Genomic DNA, 17020 nt, shown 5'->3' on the forward strand with positions numbered 1-17020 from the left:
CGCCGGCGGGCCACCCATGGCTGTTGATGGCCCTGTGAAGCTCTGGATCAGCGCCTACGTGGCGCCGCGCGTCACGGGCTACCACGCCCATGAGGACGGGCAGCTGTTCGCCTTGCGCGAGGGTTTGCAGGTCATCGAGACGCCTTCGGGCCGCTGGGTGCAGCCGCCGGGGTGGATCGGATGGATCGCGCCGCGGTGCGCTCACGCAGCGCAGAGCTTCGGTCCTACGGCGGGCTGGAGCCTGCACGTCGACGCTCGGTTGGCCGCACTACTGCCCGATGGGCCGCATGTGTTTGCCGCGACGCCGCTGGTGCAGGGGCTGGTCGACCGGCTGACCTCGCTCGATGCTTCTGCCGGTTCGCTCGATGCGCGCCGCGCGCGCTTGGTCGGCGTGCTGGTCGATGAACTCGCGGCGGGCGAACGTCCTTCGTTGCACCTGCCGATGCCGCAGGACAAGCGCCTTGCCGCGATGGCCGCCGCGCTGGCCGACGACCCGTCGCTGCCCGACACCATCGACGATTGGGCCGATCGAATCGGCATGGCCCGCCGCACGCTCACGCGCCGCTTCGCCGCCGAGACCGGATTGAGCTTTGCGCAGTGGCGCCAGCAGGCGAGGTTGCTCAAGGCGGTGGAGCTTCTGAGCCTGAAGGAGCCGGTGACGGCGGTGGCGCTGACGGTGGGCTACACCTCGGTCAGCGCCTTCATAGAGGCCTTCCGCAAGCACTTCAGGCGAACGCCGTCGCGCTTCTTCGAGGCGTGAAAGGCACCTGAAAGGCCCCGCTCGCGGGCAAAAAAAAGCCGGCTGGAAGCCGGCTTCTTGATTCAGGAGCGCGAGGCCCCTGGCGCTTACTTGACGTGCTTGCCGATCAGCGCGGCCAGTTCGAACATCGACACTTGGGCCTTGCCGAAGATTTCCTTCAGCTTGGCGTCGGCGTTGATGTTGCGCTTGTTGGCCTTGTCTTGCAGGTTGTTCTTCTTGATGTAGTCCCACAGCTTGCTCACGACAGCGGTACGCGGCAGCGGCGTGGAACCGACCACGGCAGCCAGTGCGGGGCTGGGGGTCAGTGCCTTCATGAACGCTGCGTTGGGCGTGCGCTTCTTTGCGGGAGCAGCCTTCTTTGCGGGAGCGGCCTTCTTTGCAGGAGCAGCCTTCTTCGCCGGTGCGGCCTTCTTGGCGGGAGCAGCGGCCTTCTTTGCCGGTGCAGCAGCCTTCTTGGCCGGAGCGGCGGCCTTCTTCGCAGGAGCCGCAGCCTTCTTTGCCGGAGCTTTCTTGGCCGGAGCCTTCTTTGCAGTTGCCATGGTTGATTTCCTTTTTTGGTTGAACACTCACCAATGAAAAACTTGCGTCTCCAGTGGCAATGCGGATGCTAAATGAGAAGAAACGCGTTTCCAAGGGAAAAAGCGCTTTTTTCATTGGGAGTTGTTGTTTTTTCAGAGGGGAGAAGCCCCGTTTTCACCGCCGGCGCCCGGGCCACGTCGCCAGCACCACGCCCACGAGTGCGATCACGAACGCGAGCAGCTGTGTCGAAGAGAGGCTTTCCCCCAGCACGAGCACGCCCACGAGGGCTGCGCTGACCGGCAGCAGCACAGCGAAAACACCCGCTTGTGCGGCTGGTACGTTGCGAAGTCCGGTCATCCAGAGCCACACCGTCCAGATGCTCGCCGCGAGCGCATAGGCCACGAGCAGTGCCCATGTACCGAAGCGCACGGCGGTGAAGTCGAACTGCAGCGCGAACCAGATGCCGAAGGGCATCGACAGCGCGAAGCCCCAGAGGTTGATGAGCGACGCGATGCGCTTGGGGCCGAGCCGTCCGGTGAGCGACTTGCCGATCACCGCATAGGCCGTCTCGCAGAGCACCGCGCAGAACACCAGCAGGTTGCCCAGCCAGGGCATCGACGCCGGCGAGGCGGAGGGCGTGGCCGATGCATGCGCGGGCGAGAGCGCCAGCAGGCCGATGCCGAGCGCGGCGCATGCGATGGCCAGGCCGATGCGCACCGTGATGCGCTCGCGCAGGAAGAGCCAGCTCGCGACGGCCACGCAGGCGGGGATCGACGCCATGATCACGCCGGCCGACACAGCGCTCGTCAGGCTCACGCCGAACAGCATGCAGATCGAGAACAGGAAGTTGCCGAGGAACGATTCGAGAAACACGAGCCAGCGCGTGTGCGCCGTCATGGGTGGCTCGTCGGGGGTGCGCTTGAGCCAATGCGGCATGGCCAGGGCGGCGATGCCGAAGCGCAGCCATGCGAGCAACAGCACAGGGAAGGCGGCAACGAGGGGCTTGGAGAGGGCAACGTAGCCGCCGACGAGCGACATGCTCAAGGCCAGGCAGCCGTAGGCCACGAGGCGGCCTGGTGTGGGGGCGGCGGAGTTCAATAGACTGAAGTTTTCGTAGTTGCTGGGAAGGCGGTTTTTCGATGATGCCCCACGTTTTTGTTTACGGCACGCTGCGCCGCGGCGGACGCAACGACATCGCGCGCTACCGGCCCGCGCCTGTGCTGGTGGGCGAGGCGGCGATCGGCGGCACGCTGTACGACCTGGGGGCTTATCCGGGCGTGGTGCTGGGCGGGGCGCGGTGCGTGAAGGGCGAGGTGTATGCGATCGACCCCTCGGTGGAGGCGGCGCTCGATCTGCTCGAGGAGGTGGCCGACGACGACACGGGCGAGTACATCAGGCGGCGGGTGCGCGTGGAGGTGGGCGGGCAGTGGATCGATTGCCTGGTGTACGAGATCCATCCGTCGCGCATCGTGGGCCGGCGCGTGATCGAAGGCGGGGATTGGATCGCGCACGCGGTGCGCATCGGTGCTTGATTTTCACCACCGAAAGATTGATTGCGCATTGCGAAATCTTCCGCTGCTGCGCCGCAATATTTTTTCTCAATACGAGAAAAATAATTTTGCATTGAGAAATATCTCTGTAAGTTGTTGATTTTGATGTGTGAAAAATATGTCTTCTATAAGACATAAGAGTCCGGAGCCGGATTAAAGTAACTCCACGGCCGCAGCGCCCAACCCTCAATCAACCTCACGGAGTGACCATGCCCCAGACCCTCACAGAACAACTCAGCCGCGAACAGCAAATCGCCGCCCTCGAAAAAGAGTGGGCCACCGACCCCCGCTGGAAGGGCGTCAAGCGCGGCTACAGCGCGGCCGACGTGGTGCGCCTGCGCGGCTCGTTCCCCATCGAACACACGCTGGCCAAGCGCGGCGCGGAGAAGCTCTGGGACAAGATCAACGGCGGCGCCAAGAAGGGCTATGTGAACGCGTTCGGCGCCATCTCCGCAGGCCAGGCAATGCAGCAGGCCAAGGCCGGCCTGGAAGCCGTGTACCTGTCGGGCTGGCAAGTCGCTGCCGACGGCAACACGTCGGAAACGATGTATCCCGACCAGTCGCTCTATGCCTACGACTCGGTGCCGACGATGGTCCGTCGCATCAACAACACCTTCCGCCGTGCCGATGAAATCCAGTGGGGCCGCGGCATCAACCCGGGCGACAAGGAATTCATCGACTACTTCCTGCCGATCGTGGCCGATGCCGAGGCCGGCTTCGGCGGCGTGCTGAACGCCTTCGAGCTGATGAAGAACATGATCGCCTCCGGCGCTGCCGGCGTTCACTTCGAAGACCAGCTGGCCGCAGTGAAGAAGTGCGGCCACATGGGTGGCAAGGTGCTCGTGCCGACGCAGGAAGCCTGCGAGAAGCTGATCTCGGCCCGCTTCGCCGCCGACGTGATGGGCGTGCCCACCATCGTGCTGGCCCGTACCGACGCCGAAGCCGCGAACCTGATCACGTCCGACCACGACGCCAACGACAAGCCCTTCCTGACGGGCGAGCGCACGCAGGAAGGCTTCTACCGCGTCAAGAACGGCCTGGAGCAAGCCATCAGCCGCGGCGTGGCTTACGCCCCCTATGCCGATCTGGTGTGGTGCGAAACCGGCGTGCCCGACATCGGCTTCGCCCGTGAGTTCGCGCAGGCCGTGCACGCTGCCTGCCCGGGCAAGCTGCTGTCGTACAACTGCTCGCCTTCGTTCAACTGGAAGAAGAACCTCGACGACAAGCAGATCGCTTCGTTCCAGGAAGACCTGTCGGAGCTGGGCTACAAGTACCAGTTCATCACGCTGGCCGGCATCCACGTCAACTGGTTCAACACCTTCCAGTTCGCCCACGCATACGCTCGCGGCGAAGGCATGAAGCACTACGTCAACATGGTGCAGGAGCCCGAATTCGCGGCGCGCGACAAGGGCTACACCTTCGTGTCGCACCAGCAGGAAGTGGGCGCGGGCTACTTCGACGACGTGACCACCGTCATCCAGGGCGGTTCGTCCAGCGTGAAGGCGTTGTCGGGCTCGACCGAAGAAGAACAGTTCCACTGATCCGAGGGTTTATTTCGCTGTCACTTTGAGCCCGGCCGCGCGCCGGGCTTTTTTGCGCCCGGGATCAGGCCTCGAGGATGCAGCGCCCGCATCCCGAGCGGGCAGCGGCTAGAATCGCGGACTCTGCACTCAACAAGAGCGAGAAAGGCACCTTGGTTATGACACCGCGAACTACTCCGCAAGGATTCAGCGGCTTTTTCTTCACTGAAGGAAAAGGCCGGTAGCCCCGCGCACGCTGGTTTCTGCCAGCTCTACAACCAAGCAAAGCGCGGTCTTCCACCGCGCTTTTTTGTTTTTCTCCCCGAGGTTTTCACATGATCCAGATCACGCTCCCCGACAACTCGCGCCGCGAGTTCCCCGGCCCGGTTTCGGTGGCCCAGGTTGCCCAGTCCATCGGCCCCGGCCTCGCCAAGATGACGGTGGCCGGCAAGGTCGACGGCAAGCTCGTCGATGCCAGCGACGTCATCGACCATGACGCCAAGCTGCAGATCATCACGCCCAAGGACGACGAGGGCCTGGAGATCATCCGCCACTCGACGGCCCACCTGGTCGGCCATGCGGTGAAGCAGCTCTACCCGACGGCCAAGATGGTGATCGGCCCCGTGATCGACGAAGGCTTCTACTACGACATCTCGTTCGACCGCCCCTTCACGCCCGAAGACATGGCCGCCATCGAGGCGCGCATGCGCGAGCTGATCGCGCAGGACTACGACGTGATCAAGAAGATGACGCCGCGCGCGGAAGTCATCGAAGTCTTCAAGTCGCGTGGCGAAGACTACAAGCTGCGCCTCGTCGAGGACATGCCCGACGAGCAGGCCATGGGCCTCTACTACCACCAGGAATACGTCGACATGTGCCGCGGCCCGCACGTGCCGAACACGCGCTTCCTGAAGGTCTTCAAGCTCACGAAGCTGGCAGGCGCCTACTGGCGCGGCGACGCCAAGAACGAGCAGCTGCAGCGCATCTACGGCACGGCCTGGGCCGACAAGAAGCAGCTCGACCAGTACATCCAGCGCATCGAGGAAGCCGAGAAGCGCGACCATCGCCGGCTGGGCAAGGAGCTCGACCTGTTCCACATCGACGAAGTGGCGCCGGGCGTGGTGTTCTGGCACCCGAAGGGCTGGGCGATCTGGCAGCAGGTGGAGCAGTACATGCGCGGCATCTACCGTGACACGGGCTACTGGGAAGTGAAGGGCCCGCAGATCCTCGACAAGAGCCTGTGGGAGAAAACGGGCCACTGGCAGAACTACCGCGACAACATGTTCACGACGGAGTCGGAGAAGCGCGAGTACGCGCTGAAGCCGATGAACTGCCCGGGCCATGTGCTGATTTTCAAGAGCGACTTGCGCAGCTACCGCGACCTGCCGCTGCGCTACGGCGAATTCGGCCAGTGCCACCGCAACGAGCCCAGCGGCGCGCTGCACGGCATCATGCGCGTGCGCGGCTTCACGCAGGACGACGGGCACATCTTCTGCACGGAAGACCAGATCCTCGACGAGTGCATTGCGTACACGGCGCAGCTGCAGAGGGTCTACGCCGACTTCGGCTTCACGGACATCCTCTACAAGGTCGCCACGCGGCCGGAGAACCGCGTGGGCTCCGACGAACTGTGGGACAAGGCCGAGCATGCGGTGATGGAGTCGCTACGCCGCTCCGGCGTCGACTTCGTCATCGCGCCCGGCGACGGTGCCTTCTACGGCCCGAAGATCGAGTACACGCTGCGCGACGCCATCGGCCGCCAGTGGCAGTGCGGCACGATGCAGGTCGACTTCAACACGGCGGAGCGGCTGGGCGGCGAATACGTGACGGAATCGAGCGGTCGCGCACACCCTGTGATGCTGCACCGCGCGATTGTCGGCAGCCTGGAGCGCTTCATCGGCATGCTGATCGAACACCACTCCGGCGCAATGCCCGCATGGCTCGCTCCGGTGCAGGTTGCAGTGCTCAATATCAGCGAAGGACAGGCCGATTACGCTGCGCAAGTTGCGAAAACGCTGCAAAATCAAGGGCTTAGGGCCCAGCTGGATCTGCACAACGAAAAGATTACGTATAAAATACGGAAGCATTCGTTGCAAAAGCTCCCTTACATCGTTGTCGTGGGTGACAAGGAAAAGGAAGCAGGTGCCGTCGCAGTGCGCGCCCGGGGAAATCAAGACCTCGGTGCAATGTCCCTCGAATCGTTTGCACAACGGCTCGTCCAGGATGTTGCTGACAAGCGTTGATTTGTCTCTGAAACACCCTATATGTTTCCTTGCCAAATCGTGCCGCTTGTCCGCGAGGACTGAACGGCGTTCGCTACAGATTTTGTAGCAAATTTTGAAGGATTCTGACCATCGCTACTGCATTTCGCGACCGCCGCCACCGCGAGGAACGCCAACACCGCCTGAACCGGGAAATCATGGCCCCGGAAGTCCGCCTGATCGGCCCGGATAACGAGCAATTGGGTGTCGTGAGTCTTGCCGAGGCCTTGCGCCTTGCCGGTGAGCAGGACGTGGATCTGGTGGAGGTCGTCGCGGCGGCCAATCCGCCGGTGTGCCGCCTGATCGAGTACGGCAAGTTCAAGTACCACGAGCAGAAGAAGGCGGCCGAGGCGAAGTCGAAGCAGAAGGTCATCGAGGTCAAGGAAATCAAGTTCCGCCCCGGGACCGACGATGGCGACTACAACATCAAGATGCGCAATATCAAGCGCTTTCTTGAAGACGGCGACAAATGCAAGATCACGCTGCGCTTCCGCGGCCGCGAGATCACGCACCAGGAGCTGGGTCTGGCACTGCTGCAACGCATTCGCGACGAACTGGGCGACCTGATCATGGTCGAGCAGTTCCCGAAGCTCGAAGGCCGGCAGATGATCATGATGATCGCGCCAGGGCGCAAGAAGGCTGGTGGCGGAGCGCCAAAGCCTGCGGCTGACGCTGCTGCACCTGCGGCGGCCTGAGGTCTGCGGTAGAGAGGTTTTGAAGGGATTTCGCCTTTGCCCGCGCTTCGCAAGAAGGGCTGGCAGGGGCGAGATAAAGAAGTGTCTCGGGGCCAACAAGTCCGTGGAGCATCCATGGCGCCTCACGAGCACAAACTAAAGGAGCATTCACATGCCCAAAATGAAGACCAAGAGCAGCGCGAAAAAACGTTTCCGCGTTCGTCCCGGTGGCACCGTCAAGCGCGGTCAAGCCTTCAAGCGTCACATCTTGACGAAGAAGACCACCAAGAACAAGCGTCACCTGCGTGGTGCAGTCGCAGTGCATGAAACCAACATGGTTTCTGTCGCCGCCATGCTGCCCGGCCGTGGCATTTAACTCAGACGAACAAGGAGTACACACATGCCTCGCGTCAAACGTGGTGTAACGGCTCGCGCCCGCCACAAGAAAGTTCTCGCACTCGCAAAGGGTTTCCGCGGTCGTCGCGGCAATGTCTTCCGCATCGCCAAACAGGCGGTGATGAAGGCGGGCCAATACGCCTACCGTGACCGTCGTACCAAGAAGCGCGTGTTCCGTCAGCTGTGGATCGCGCGTATCAACGCCGCCTCGCGTGAACTGGGCCTGACCTACAGCCAGTTCGCCAATGGCATCCGCAAGGCCGGTATCGAGATCGACCGCAAGATGCTTGCGGACATCGCCGTGCACGACAAGGCCGCATTTGCCGGCATCGTGGAGCAGGTCAAGGCCAAGCTGGCTGCTTGATTCTGCACAGCAGGCTGCCGCCTCCGGGCGGCTTCCTGCGCCCACGGCTCAAGGGCTGGCGCTTTAAAAGGCTCCAGCTCTTTTTTATTTCCCCTCGAAGATTTTTGTTGCTATGAACGAGTTGGACTCCCTTGTCGACACCGCACGCGCCGCCTTCGCCGAAGCGAAAACGCCCGCAGAGCTCGAAAACGCCAAGGCCCAGTTCCTCGGCAAGTCGGGCCGCATCACCGAGCTGATGAAGGGCATGGCCGCGCTGAGCGTCGAAGAGAAGAAGTCCCGCGGCGCGGCGATCAACGTGGCCAAGCAGGCCATCGAGGCCGCGCTGACCGATCGCCGCCAGCAACTGGCCGACGAAGAACTCTCCTTGCAACTGCGCGCCGAAGCCCTCGACGTGAGCCTGCCCGGCCGCCGCCGCATCCCGGGCGGCCTGCATCCCGTGAGCCGCACCCTGGAGCGCATCGAGGAAATCTTCTCGAGCATGGGCTTCGACGTGGCCGACGGCCCCGAGATCGAAAGCGACTGGCACAGCTTCACCTCGCTCAACAACCCGCCGAACCATCCCGCGCGTTCGATGCAGGACACCTTCTACGTCGACATCAACGGCGACGACGGCATTCCCTACAACCTGCGTCCGCACACCAGCCCGATGCAGGTGCGCTATGCGCATCAGCACATCAAGAAGTACGCCGCCGAGTTCGCCGCCGCGGCGGCCGACACCACTGGCACCGTGAAGGCGCCCGAGATCCGCGTGATCGCGCCGGGCCGCACTTATCGCGTCGACAGCGACGCCACCCACTCGCCCATGTTCCACCAGTGCGAAGGCCTGTGGCTCGGCGAGAACGTGAGCTTCAAGGACCTCAAGGTCGTCTTCACCGACTTCTGCCGCACCTTCTTCGAGCGCGACGACCTCGTGCTGCGTTTCCGCCCGAGCTTCTTCCCGTTCACCGAGCCGAGCGCCGAGATCGACATCCAGTTCGCCAGCGGCCCGCTGGCCGGTCGCTGGCTCGAGGTGTCGGGTTCGGGCCAGGTGCATCCGAACGTGGTGCGCAACATGGGCCTCGACCCCGAGCGCTACATCGGCTTCGCCTTCGGCATGGGCCCTGACCGGCTCACGATGCTGCGCTACGGCGTGAACGACCTGCGCCTGTTCTTCGACGGCGACCTGCGTTTTCTCTCGCAGTTCCAGTAAGCCCCCTCCATACATAGAAAAACCAGATCGAGATCGAAGAGATGCAATTCCCGGAATCCTGGCTGCGCGAGTTCTGCAATCCGCCCCTCGACAGCGCCGAACTGGCCGAAACGCTCACCATGGGCGGTTTCGAGGTCGAAGAGCGCCGTCCGGTCGCGCCGCCCTTCACGCGCATCGTGGTCGGCGAAATCAAGGAAGCCGAGCAGCACCCGAATGCCGATCGCCTGCGCGTGTGCCAGGTCGACGTGGGGCAGGGCGCCTTGCTCAACATCGTGTGCGGCGCGCCCAATGCGCGCGTCGGCATCAAGGTGCCGTGCGCTCTCGTCGGCGCCGAACTGCCGCCGGGTGAAGACGGCAAGCCTTTCCTCATCAAGCTGGGCAAGCTGCGCGGCGTCGAGAGCCAGGGCATGCTGTGCTCGGCGCGAGAACTGCACCTGAGCGAAGACCACGGCGGCCTGCTCGAGCTCGCTGCCGACGCGCCCATCGGCGCCGACGTGCGCGATGTGCTCAAGCTCGACGATTCGCTGCTCACCCTCAAGCTCACGCCCAACCTGGCGCACGGCCTGAGCGTGTACGGCGTGGCACGCGAACTCGCCGCGCTCACCGGCGCGCCGCTCAAGACGCCGGCCATCGCGCCGGTGGCCCCGGCGTTCAGCGACGTGCTGCCCGTCAAGGTCGAGGCGCCCGAGCTTTGCGGCCGCTTCTCGGGCCGCATCGTGCGCGGCGTGAACACCAAGGTGGCCACGCCGGCATGGATGGTCGAGCGCCTGGCGCGCTGCGGCCAGCGCAGCGTGACGCCGCTGGTCGACATCTCGAACTACGTGATGTTCGAGTACGGCCAGCCCAGCCACATCTTCGACCTCGACAAGATCCATGGCGGCCTCACCGTGCGCTGGGGCAAGGCGGGCGAGCAGCTCAAGCTGCTCAATGGCACGACCATCACGGTGGACGACAAGGTCGGCGTGATTGCCGACGACCGCGAGGTCGAGTCGCTCGCCGGCATCATGGGCGGCGACGCCACCTCCGTTTCGGACGACACGCGGAACATCTACGTCGAGGCCGCGTTCTGGTGGCCTGCCGCCGTGCAGGGCCGCTCGCGCCGCTTCAACTTCTCGACCGACGCCGGCCATCGCTACGAGCGCGGCGTCGATCCGAGCCGCACCGTGCAGATCATCGAGCGCATCACGCAGTTGATCGTCGAAATCTGCGGCGGCCAGGCCGGCGCGATGGACGACCAGAAACTGCACGTGCCCGAGGCCGTCCCCGTCACGCTTCGCGTGGCGCGCGCCGCGCGCGTGATCGGCATGCCGCTGACGCAGGCGCAATGCGCCGACGCGCTGAACCGGCTGGGCTTTGCCATCACCGAAGGCGAAGGCACGCTGACAGTGACCCCGCCGCCGCATCGCTTCGACCTGCTCATCGAAGAAGACCTGATCGAAGAAGTGGCACGCCTGATCGGCTTCAACAACCTGCCGACCACCGCGCCGCTCGCGCCCATCACGGCCCGTGTGCGGCCCGAGGCGCAGCGTGGCCGCTTTGCGGTGCGCCGCGCCGTTGCGGCGCTGGGCTATCAGGAAACGATCAACTTCAGTTTCGTCGAGGCGCATTGGGAGCAGGACCTTGCCGGCAACGCCAATCCGATCAAACTGCTGAACCCGATCGCCAGCCAGATGAGCGTGATGCGTTCGTCGCTGCTGGGTTCGCTGCTGCAGGTGCTCAAGTTCAACCTCGATCGCAAGGCGCCGCGCGTGCGTGTGTTCGAGCTGGGTCGTGTCTACCTGCGCGACGACAGTGTCGCCACCACCGACAGCACCGTGCGCGGCGTTCATCAGCCGATGCGCGTGGCGGGCCTTGCATGGGGCGATGCCGACGAAGCGCGCTGGGACGGCAAGCCCGAGCGCATCGACTTCTACGACGTCAAGGGTGACGTCGAAGCATTGCTCGCGCCGCTGGTGCCGAGCTTCGAGGCAGCCGAACATCCCGCGCTGCACCCGGGCCGTTCGGCGCGCGTGCTGGTCGACGGCAAGGCCATCGGCTTCGTCGGGGAACTGCATCCGCGCTGGCGCCAGAAGTGGGACTTTGCCCAGGCGCCGGTGCTGTTCGAACTCGATCTCGACGCAGTGACGGCGCGCCCCGTGCCCGTGGCGCAGCCGGTGCCCAAGCACCAGGCCGTGGAGCGCGACATCGCCGTCGTCGTGGCCGAAGCCGTCACGCACGACGCGCTGATGCAGACCATCCGCGCGGCCACGGCTGCGCAGGGCCTGCTGCGCGATGCGACGCTGTTCGACATCTACCGTCCCCAGCCGCTGCGCGATGGCGCCGTGGCTGCGCCGGGCGCGCTGGCACAGGGCGAGAAGAGCATGGCGGTGCGCCTGAGCTTCCAGAGCGACAGCGCCACGCTGACGGACGAGCAGGTCGAGCCTGCGGTGCGTGCCATCGTCGAACAATTGGGCGCCAAGCTCGGCGGCCGCTTGAGGGGGTGAAGAGAATGAATGCTGCCGACTTCACGCTCGAGGCCCTGGAAACGCCTGCGCTCACCAAGGCGCACCTGGCAGACCTGCTGTTCGAGCAGATCGGCCTGAACAAGCGTGAGTCCAAGGACATGGTCGAGGCGTTCTTCGAGCTCGTGGCAAGGAGCCTCATCGAAGGCACGGACGTGAAGATCTCGGGCTTCGGCAACTTCCAGATCCGCGTGAAGGCACCGCGGCCGGGGCGCAATCCGCGTACCGGCGAAGCCATTCCGATCGGTGAGCGCCGCGTGGCCACTTTCCACGCGAGCGCCAAGCTCAAGGAACAGATTCACGGCAGCATCGAGCCGCAGGGCGGTGCGGCGACCGAAGTCGAGTGGAGCCTTGGCACCGAGTGAATGAATAGTGCTTGGTGCTGCGCGCTTGCGTAGAGTAATCTCTAAGGTTTCCCGCGCACAGTCTTGATTTCAATGGAGAAAACGCTCCCGCCGATTCCTGTCAAACGCTACTTCACCATCGGTGAGGTGGGCGAGCTCTGCGGCGTCAAGCCGCACGTGCTGCGCTATTGGGAGCAGGAGTTCACGCAACTGCGGCCCATGAAGCGGCGCGGCAACCGCCGCTACTACCAGCACCACGAGGTGCTGATGATCCGCCGCATCCGTGACCTGCTCTACGACCAGGGCTTCACCATCAGCGGTGCACGCAACAAGCTGCAAGAACTGGTGCAAGGTGAGCGCGATCGCCGCAAGGCCGGTGGCGAACTGCCGCTCGAAGGCATGGAAGCGATCGAGATCGAACAGGAAGAATTCGATGCGGCCGTTCAGGACGCGCCGGCACCCGTGGCTGCCGCTGCGCCGAAGATGGCCGATCTGTCGCAGTTGCTGAACCTTCGACGCGAACTCTTTGAAATTCGTGAGCTGCTGACTGTCGGACACTGAATTTTCACAGCTATAATTGAGAGCTTCGGTGTGTGGCGCAGCCTGGTAGCGCACTTGCATGGGGTGCAAGGGGTCGAAGGTTCGAATCCTTTCACACCGACCAAAATCAGTAGATGGAACAACGGCTTACGCTCACAAGGCGTAGGCCGTTTTTCTTTGCGCGTGACGAGCAGAGGTTCACCCGGCCTGGACCTGCGGTGGAACTGACGCCCTCAGTCTTGGACGAGATGTTTTTCACGATTGGCAAAGGTTGTGCGCAATGCTCGACGAGCAGATTGGCGCTTGTGAACTAGTTCCTGTGCCTATGGGACGGTGCCTTTTATCCTCAAGACCATGATGAGAGCACCAACCCACATTCTTGACCTGCCCGATGGTTGGACTGCTGATTTCGAGATCGTCCGCACCCTTCATGGCTCCTATGCCGGCATTGCCAGGCTGAGCCTCAGTGGTGTGCAGAAGTGCGCGTTGGTCATCACCCAGCAACTGACCTGGGACGGCGCCTTCGAGCGCGCATGTGCGCGGGCCGCGCACTTCGTGCGGGAGTGGATCTCAAGCGCTCGGGAGTGATGCAGGCTTTTCTGCACGCATAGATAGCGCTCTTCTTGAAGGGCTCCGGCTAGATATCGCCGAGAACTGTCAAAAAGTACCGAATCGGAAGAGGGCCAGTCTCCGGAGTGAGACGTCCGGTCAAGTCCGTGGATGACGAGCCAGCACTCTCTGTATCCGCCTTGCGACGCCAACGTCGCGGCGGCCCGGAGACCGCTTCCCGTCATGTACCTGCATCCACTTCTTGCCAAGTTGCCCACCCTCGAGCGCGACGCGCTCGTCCAGTCCAGCGAACTGCGCTCATACCGGCGCAACGCTCCGGTTCTCGTTGCCGGTGATTGGACAAGCCACATCTACTGTGTCGCGAATGGCCTGCTGCGCGTAGCGGCCCCGGGCGGCGGCGATGGCACGGACGTCACGACCGATTTCATTCGTCCCGACGACTTCTTCCTCGGCCCATCCTTGAGCGAGGACAGGTACCAAGCCAGGCAGGGCTTGATCGCGGTGCTGCCGTCGTCGGTGTACCTCGTTCCGGCCGCCGCACTGCGCGAGTTGTGCGCGAAGCATTCAGAGGTGGCGCTCGGTCTCCTGGGGCTTGCGATGAATCGCATGTCCGGCATTCGTGGGCAGATGCGCAGCGTGTCGGAACTGCCGACCGAAGACTTGGTGAGCCGCGTGCTTCAGCAGTTGACCCACTTGGCACCAGCAGGTGCTGGCAGCTACGACAGGCGCATCACGCAGTCGGTGATCGCCTCTTACTCGGGGCTCTCGCGCGAGGTGGTCAACAAGACGATGCGCAATCTGGAGAGCAGGGGGCTCGTGCGACGCGACGAGGACGGAATTCATGTGCTGCCGCAACTCGTGGAGGCTCCGGCGCCGCCTCGGGTATCCGGTACATCGACCGGATGCAGCCAGCGCGTGTAGTGCGTAGGGGCGGCGGGAGACGAGGAAGGCGAGAGAACGATCGCGCCATTAGAAAAATCTTCTTCTCATACCAAGGAACTAATTCCTTGGTGTGACATTGCCCGCGGCCTATTCTCGGCGCATGAGTTCAACGCAACAACAACAACTTCTGGTCGAACTGCCCGACGGGTGGTCGAGCCGGATCGATATCAAGCAAACCACCAATGGCCGCTACGCGGGTGTCGCCGAATTGAGCCTGCAGGGGCTCAAGTGGGGCGTTCTGGTCTTCATGCAGCAGCCGTCGCTGGAAGCCGCGCTGGCACGTGTGCGGCTGCGGGCCAGCCAGTTCGCGAGAGAACGGATTTCGCTGCTCGACGTCGAAGCGCGGATGCAGCTGCACTGAGGCTCAAATGAAGAAAGCCCGCGCAAGGCGGGCTTTGGGATGCGGTCGTGGACTCTCTCACGCAGTCCACGGTTGCGGCAGATTTTCATTTGCCCATGTTTTTCCTATCCCGCGCATGAAGATTGCCAAACCACGCGCGATGGCAAACGCGGCACCATCGATGTTCTCCTTGGACAAGCTTGGAAGAACATCATGAAGACATTCAGAAAGCTCATCGGCGGCGCCATCTCTCTCGCAGGCGCGGTGGTGATCGTTGCCCAGCTTCATGTGGTCGTGCCCGGGGCCTGAAGCCCACACCGGCCGGTTGATCTGATGGCGGAACGGCTCCTGGAGCCGTTCGCACAGCCATTGCGCCAGTTCGCTCTCGCTCCAGCTCAGTCCCGTGAGCCGTCCGGTGTTCTTCGAACATTGTTTACAAATGTGAGCAGGAACACATTCACGGGCCGAAAGCGAATGCCAACGGCTACTGTAATCCGTAGTATTCATTTTGTTTCAAATGTCCTACGGAGCTTGCAACGTGATGGTTCAAAGATCCCCGTTCTTCCGAACGTACAAGCCACGCCATGCCGTGTGCGGGTCTGCCTCACGAACGCGTGGCGCCGATGAGTCGAGGGCCACGTCCATGCCTTATTCCTAGCTGCCGCAGCGCGAGCGCAGGCGTTCTCCGCCTGACGCTGCGCACTACCTCGCCGTGACCCGATAGCCGATCGCGAGGCCTCCTGAAAAGAAGGCCCGTCGTCTGACGGCTGTCGCCTGCGCGTCGAGTTTCCAAAAGTCCGGTTCGAACCCGCGTTGCGACGTGGGATGGCCGACTGTTGCCGCAAGAAACGCGGTGGCTCTTTCTTCTCTTGTGTGACTTCGACGCAGAAATTTTCGACCGAGGATGCAATGCCTGCTCTCTCTCCGCTGACAACCTGGCCTCTCGGCGCGGACCTGCCCGCCGGCTGGGCACCGCGTGCGTCGGCGACGGGCGACGCGGCAAACGACCGCCCGCCTCGCGACGCGAGCGACGCGCAGGACACGATGCGCATTCCCTATGCGGACTCGGTGCCCTTCGTTTCCACCGTGCCCGCCGAGCTCTTCGCGCGCCAGCCGCGGCACAGGCCTTGCGCCTACGTCTTCATCGCGAACCTGCCGCACCTCGCCGAGGCCTACGGACAAGATTTCGCGTCGAGCGCCAGCCGCGAGATCCAGCGCCGCCTGTGCGCGAATTTCCTGTGTTCGGCCGAGACCGATCTCGCCCGCCTGCGCGACGACTGCTTCCTGCTCTGGGCCAACGATGCCTTCGCGGCCGGCACGGTGCGCGCCGGCTCGTCCGTGAGCCGCGAGCTTGAGACGCTGCTGGCCGAACTCGGCGCGGAGCCGGTGCGCGCCGGCGGGATCGCCGCAATGGCGCAGCTGCATGCCGACTGGATCGAGGTGCGCCCCCCCGAGGAACTCGGCACCGCCGAGATCGAGCTCACGCTGTGGACCGCGCAGCCTTTCCCCGAGTCGGGCGAGAGCAGGGCGGACGGATGGCGCCAGCGCTACCGCGCCGACATGGACGTCGCCGTGCACGTCAGCGAGGCCGTGCTGGCCCAGGGGCTGAGCTTCGGATGGCAGCCCGTGGTGCACGCGGGCGGCATCGCCACCATCTTCTACAGAGAGGGCCGCCCGCGCATCGCCCCGAGCCGCGGAGAACCCGCGTCGCTCGCGCCGGAGGTGTTCCTGCCATGCCTGCAGCGCCTGGGCCTTGCGCGCGCCTTCGACCGCCTCGTGCTGCGGCGCGCGATGGAAGCCCTGAGGCTGCGTCCTTCGGCGCACATCGGCGTGCGCATCAGCGCGCAGAGCGCCAAGCCCGATCACTGGTGGGCTTCGCTGCTGTCGGCGCTCGACGAAGAGTTTGCGTTGGCCTCGCGCCTGGTGATCGAGATCACCGGCAGCAGCGGCCTGCCCGACCTTGAGGCGGCGCGCGATTTCTGCGTGCAGCTGCAGTTGCGCGGCTGCCGCATCGCGCTGCGCGACTTCGGCGGCGGCGGCGACAACCTGGCGGCCGTGCAGGCCTGCCGCCCCGACATCGTGAAGCTCGACGCTTCCTTCCTGCGCCGTGCACGCAGCAGCGCCTTCGGCCGCGAGTGCCTGCAGGGAATGGTCTCGCTGTGCAGCCACTTCGCGACGCACGTGGTGGTCGACGGCGTCGAGCGCGAGGACGACGTGCACGTCGCCCTGGCCGCGGGCGCGCAGTGGCTTCAGGGTTACAGCGTTCGCGGCAGCGAGCCGCAAAGCCAGGCCGAGGCGCCCGCCGCCCGGCGCCAACAGGTGGACTTCTCATGAACATGCCTACGGACCTGCACCTTCGCCTTGCCCGGTTGAACACCGAGCTGCTCCAGCTGCAACGCGCAGTGCAAGACCTGATGCAGCAATGCGTCATGCACTCGGACAACGCGAGTGCGGACGACATCGTCGCCAAGGCCCAGTACCTGGCGCTCGAAGCCGCGTTGCGCATGCCCGATGCGCGCAGCACGACGCGCGCATGACACCGCTTCCCCC

19 protein-coding genes and 1 tRNA gene are annotated in these 17020 nt (G+C 64.0%); 17 read left to right on the forward strand and 3 right to left on the reverse strand.

All coding sequences use genetic code 11. From position 1 onward, the window contains the following. The first annotated feature begins 16 nt into the window (after positions 1-16). Positions 17-760 (forward strand): AraC family transcriptional regulator, encoded by a 744-nt coding sequence (locus WIX39_RS14280; protein ID WP_205367018.1) that lies wholly within the window; start codon positions 17-19, stop codon positions 758-760. 86 nt (positions 761-846) lie between these two features. Here the strand turns inward: WIX39_RS14280 and WIX39_RS14285 are convergent, their stop codons facing one another. Together WIX39_RS14285 and WIX39_RS14290 are read right to left on the reverse strand one after the other, a co-directional pair. After that, positions 847-1299, reverse strand: coding sequence for an SWIB/MDM2 domain-containing protein (locus tag WIX39_RS14285; protein WP_081266636.1), 453 nt, complete (start codon positions 1297-1299; stop codon positions 847-849). A gap of 154 nt (positions 1300-1453) precedes the next feature. Next, positions 1454-2377 (reverse strand): DMT family transporter, encoded by a 924-nt coding sequence (locus WIX39_RS14290; protein WP_106934941.1) that lies wholly within the window; start codon positions 2375-2377, stop codon positions 1454-1456. Between the two features lie 41 nt (positions 2378-2418). Here WIX39_RS14290 and WIX39_RS14295 point away from each other — a divergent pair, with 41 nt between their 5' ends. The 14 genes from WIX39_RS14295 (at position 2419) to WIX39_RS14360 (ending at position 14491) form a co-directional block, all read left to right on the forward strand. Then, on the forward strand, positions 2419-2811 hold the full coding sequence (locus WIX39_RS14295) for a gamma-glutamylcyclotransferase family protein (RefSeq protein ID WP_409195264.1): 393 nt from the start codon (positions 2419-2421) through the stop codon (positions 2809-2811). A gap of 227 nt (positions 2812-3038) precedes the next feature. After that, the gene (gene aceA, locus WIX39_RS14300) at positions 3039-4370 is read left to right on the forward strand and encodes an isocitrate lyase (RefSeq protein ID WP_007832492.1); all 1332 of its coding nucleotides are present in this window, start codon (positions 3039-3041) and stop codon (positions 4368-4370) included. 314 nt (positions 4371-4684) lie between these two features. Further along, complete coding sequence (thrS, locus tag WIX39_RS14305; protein ID WP_409195265.1) at positions 4685-6592, forward strand: threonine--tRNA ligase; 1908 nt, start codon at positions 4685-4687, stop codon at positions 6590-6592. A gap of 101 nt (positions 6593-6693) precedes the next feature. Beyond that, the gene (gene infC, locus WIX39_RS14310; RefSeq protein ID WP_106934938.1) at positions 6694-7305 is read left to right on the forward strand and encodes a translation initiation factor IF-3; all 612 of its coding nucleotides are present in this window, start codon (positions 6694-6696) and stop codon (positions 7303-7305) included. A 151-nt stretch (positions 7306-7456) separates the two neighbouring features. Then, a complete protein-coding gene (rpmI, locus tag WIX39_RS14315; protein ID WP_007832497.1) occupies positions 7457-7660 on the forward strand; it encodes a 50S ribosomal protein L35 in 204 nt (67 codons plus the stop codon). Positions 7661-7684: 24 nt separating this feature from the next. Further along, complete coding sequence (rplT, locus tag WIX39_RS14320) at positions 7685-8044, forward strand: 50S ribosomal protein L20 (RefSeq protein ID WP_012747009.1); 360 nt, start codon at positions 7685-7687, stop codon at positions 8042-8044. Positions 8045-8156: 112 nt separating this feature from the next. After that, positions 8157-9233: a phenylalanine--tRNA ligase subunit alpha gene (pheS, locus tag WIX39_RS14325; protein ID WP_081266641.1), complete on the forward strand. Its 1077-nt coding sequence runs from the start codon at positions 8157-8159 to the stop codon at positions 9231-9233. Positions 9234-9274: 41 nt separating this feature from the next. Beyond that, positions 9275-11716 carry a phenylalanine--tRNA ligase subunit beta gene (gene pheT / locus WIX39_RS14330; protein ID WP_409195266.1) on the forward strand — a complete coding sequence of 814 codons (2442 nt, stop codon included), beginning with the start codon at positions 9275-9277 and terminating at the stop codon, positions 11714-11716. A gap of 5 nt (positions 11717-11721) precedes the next feature. Beyond that, the gene (locus WIX39_RS14335; RefSeq protein WP_081266764.1) at positions 11722-12099 is read left to right on the forward strand and encodes an integration host factor subunit alpha; all 378 of its coding nucleotides are present in this window, start codon (positions 11722-11724) and stop codon (positions 12097-12099) included. Between the two features lie 72 nt (positions 12100-12171). Then, on the forward strand, positions 12172-12639 hold the full coding sequence (locus WIX39_RS14340) for a MerR family transcriptional regulator (protein WP_081266643.1): 468 nt from the start codon (positions 12172-12174) through the stop codon (positions 12637-12639). Positions 12640-12665: 26 nt separating this feature from the next. Further along, a tRNA-Pro gene (locus WIX39_RS14345) sits at positions 12666-12742 on the forward strand. 233 nt (positions 12743-12975) lie between these two features. After that, complete coding sequence (locus WIX39_RS14350; RefSeq protein WP_172839801.1) at positions 12976-13206, forward strand: hypothetical protein; 231 nt, start codon at positions 12976-12978, stop codon at positions 13204-13206. Between the two features lie 204 nt (positions 13207-13410). After that, positions 13411-14109: a Crp/Fnr family transcriptional regulator gene (locus WIX39_RS14355; RefSeq protein ID WP_106934935.1), complete on the forward strand. Its 699-nt coding sequence runs from the start codon at positions 13411-13413 to the stop codon at positions 14107-14109. Between the two features lie 121 nt (positions 14110-14230). Continuing rightward, entirely contained in the window at positions 14231-14491 is a 261-nt protein-coding gene (locus WIX39_RS14360; RefSeq protein WP_081266673.1) for a hypothetical protein, read from the forward strand. A 57-nt stretch (positions 14492-14548) separates the two neighbouring features. On the opposite strand, the gene WIX39_RS14365 is transcribed toward WIX39_RS14360, so the two are convergent. Beyond that, positions 14549-14977 carry a hypothetical protein gene (locus tag WIX39_RS14365; RefSeq protein ID WP_409195267.1) on the reverse strand — a complete coding sequence of 143 codons (429 nt, stop codon included), beginning with the start codon at positions 14975-14977 and terminating at the stop codon, positions 14549-14551. Positions 14978-15379: 402 nt separating this feature from the next. Here WIX39_RS14365 and WIX39_RS14370 point away from each other — a divergent pair, with 402 nt between their 5' ends. Then, a complete protein-coding gene (locus tag WIX39_RS14370; protein ID WP_106934934.1) occupies positions 15380-16804 on the forward strand; it encodes an EAL domain-containing protein in 1425 nt (474 codons plus the stop codon). Then, positions 16801-17007, forward strand: coding sequence for a hypothetical protein (locus tag WIX39_RS14375; protein WP_081266675.1), 207 nt, complete (start codon positions 16801-16803; stop codon positions 17005-17007). The genes WIX39_RS14370 and WIX39_RS14375 overlap by 4 nt, the downstream gene beginning before the upstream one ends. Positions 17008-17020 lie beyond the last annotated feature (13 nt).

It is taken from the genome of Variovorax sp. AB1(2024) (genome assembly GCF_037482385.2).
GTDB lineage: Bacteria > Pseudomonadota > Gammaproteobacteria > Burkholderiales > Burkholderiaceae_C > Variovorax.

Bases quoted from the DNA above. Each gene is read 5' to 3' on its own strand.
- thrS (WP_409195265.1), top strand. From the start codon at position 4,685: ATGATCCAGATCACGCTCCCCGACAACTCGCGCCGCGAGTTCCCCGGC.
- WIX39_RS14375 (WP_081266675.1), top strand. From the start codon at position 16,801: ATGAACATGCCTACGGACCTGCACCTTCGCCTTGCCCGGTTGAACACC.
- rplT (WP_012747009.1), top strand. From the start codon at position 7,685: ATGCCTCGCGTCAAACGTGGTGTAACGGCTCGCGCCCGCCACAAGAAA.
- WIX39_RS14355 (WP_106934935.1), top strand. From the start codon at position 13,411: ATGTACCTGCATCCACTTCTTGCCAAGTTGCCCACCCTCGAGCGCGAC.
- WIX39_RS14370 (WP_106934934.1), top strand. From the start codon at position 15,380: ATGCCTGCTCTCTCTCCGCTGACAACCTGGCCTCTCGGCGCGGACCTG.
- WIX39_RS14280 (WP_205367018.1), top strand. From the start codon at position 17: ATGGCTGTTGATGGCCCTGTGAAGCTCTGGATCAGCGCCTACGTGGCG.
- pheT (WP_409195266.1), top strand. From the start codon at position 9,275: ATGCAATTCCCGGAATCCTGGCTGCGCGAGTTCTGCAATCCGCCCCTC.
- WIX39_RS14340 (WP_081266643.1), top strand. From the start codon at position 12,172: ATGGAGAAAACGCTCCCGCCGATTCCTGTCAAACGCTACTTCACCATC.
- WIX39_RS14365 (WP_409195267.1), bottom strand. From the start codon at position 14,977: ATGAATACTACGGATTACAGTAGCCGTTGGCATTCGCTTTCGGCCCGT.
- WIX39_RS14335 (WP_081266764.1), top strand. From the start codon at position 11,722: ATGAATGCTGCCGACTTCACGCTCGAGGCCCTGGAAACGCCTGCGCTC.
- WIX39_RS14295 (WP_409195264.1), top strand. From the start codon at position 2,419: ATGATGCCCCACGTTTTTGTTTACGGCACGCTGCGCCGCGGCGGACGC.
- pheS (WP_081266641.1), top strand. From the start codon at position 8,157: ATGAACGAGTTGGACTCCCTTGTCGACACCGCACGCGCCGCCTTCGCC.
- WIX39_RS14285 (WP_081266636.1), bottom strand. From the start codon at position 1,299: ATGGCAACTGCAAAGAAGGCTCCGGCCAAGAAAGCTCCGGCAAAGAAG.
- WIX39_RS14350 (WP_172839801.1), top strand. From the start codon at position 12,976: ATGAGAGCACCAACCCACATTCTTGACCTGCCCGATGGTTGGACTGCT.
- aceA (WP_007832492.1), top strand. From the start codon at position 3,039: ATGCCCCAGACCCTCACAGAACAACTCAGCCGCGAACAGCAAATCGCC.
- rpmI (WP_007832497.1), top strand. From the start codon at position 7,457: ATGCCCAAAATGAAGACCAAGAGCAGCGCGAAAAAACGTTTCCGCGTT.
- WIX39_RS14360 (WP_081266673.1), top strand. From the start codon at position 14,231: ATGAGTTCAACGCAACAACAACAACTTCTGGTCGAACTGCCCGACGGG.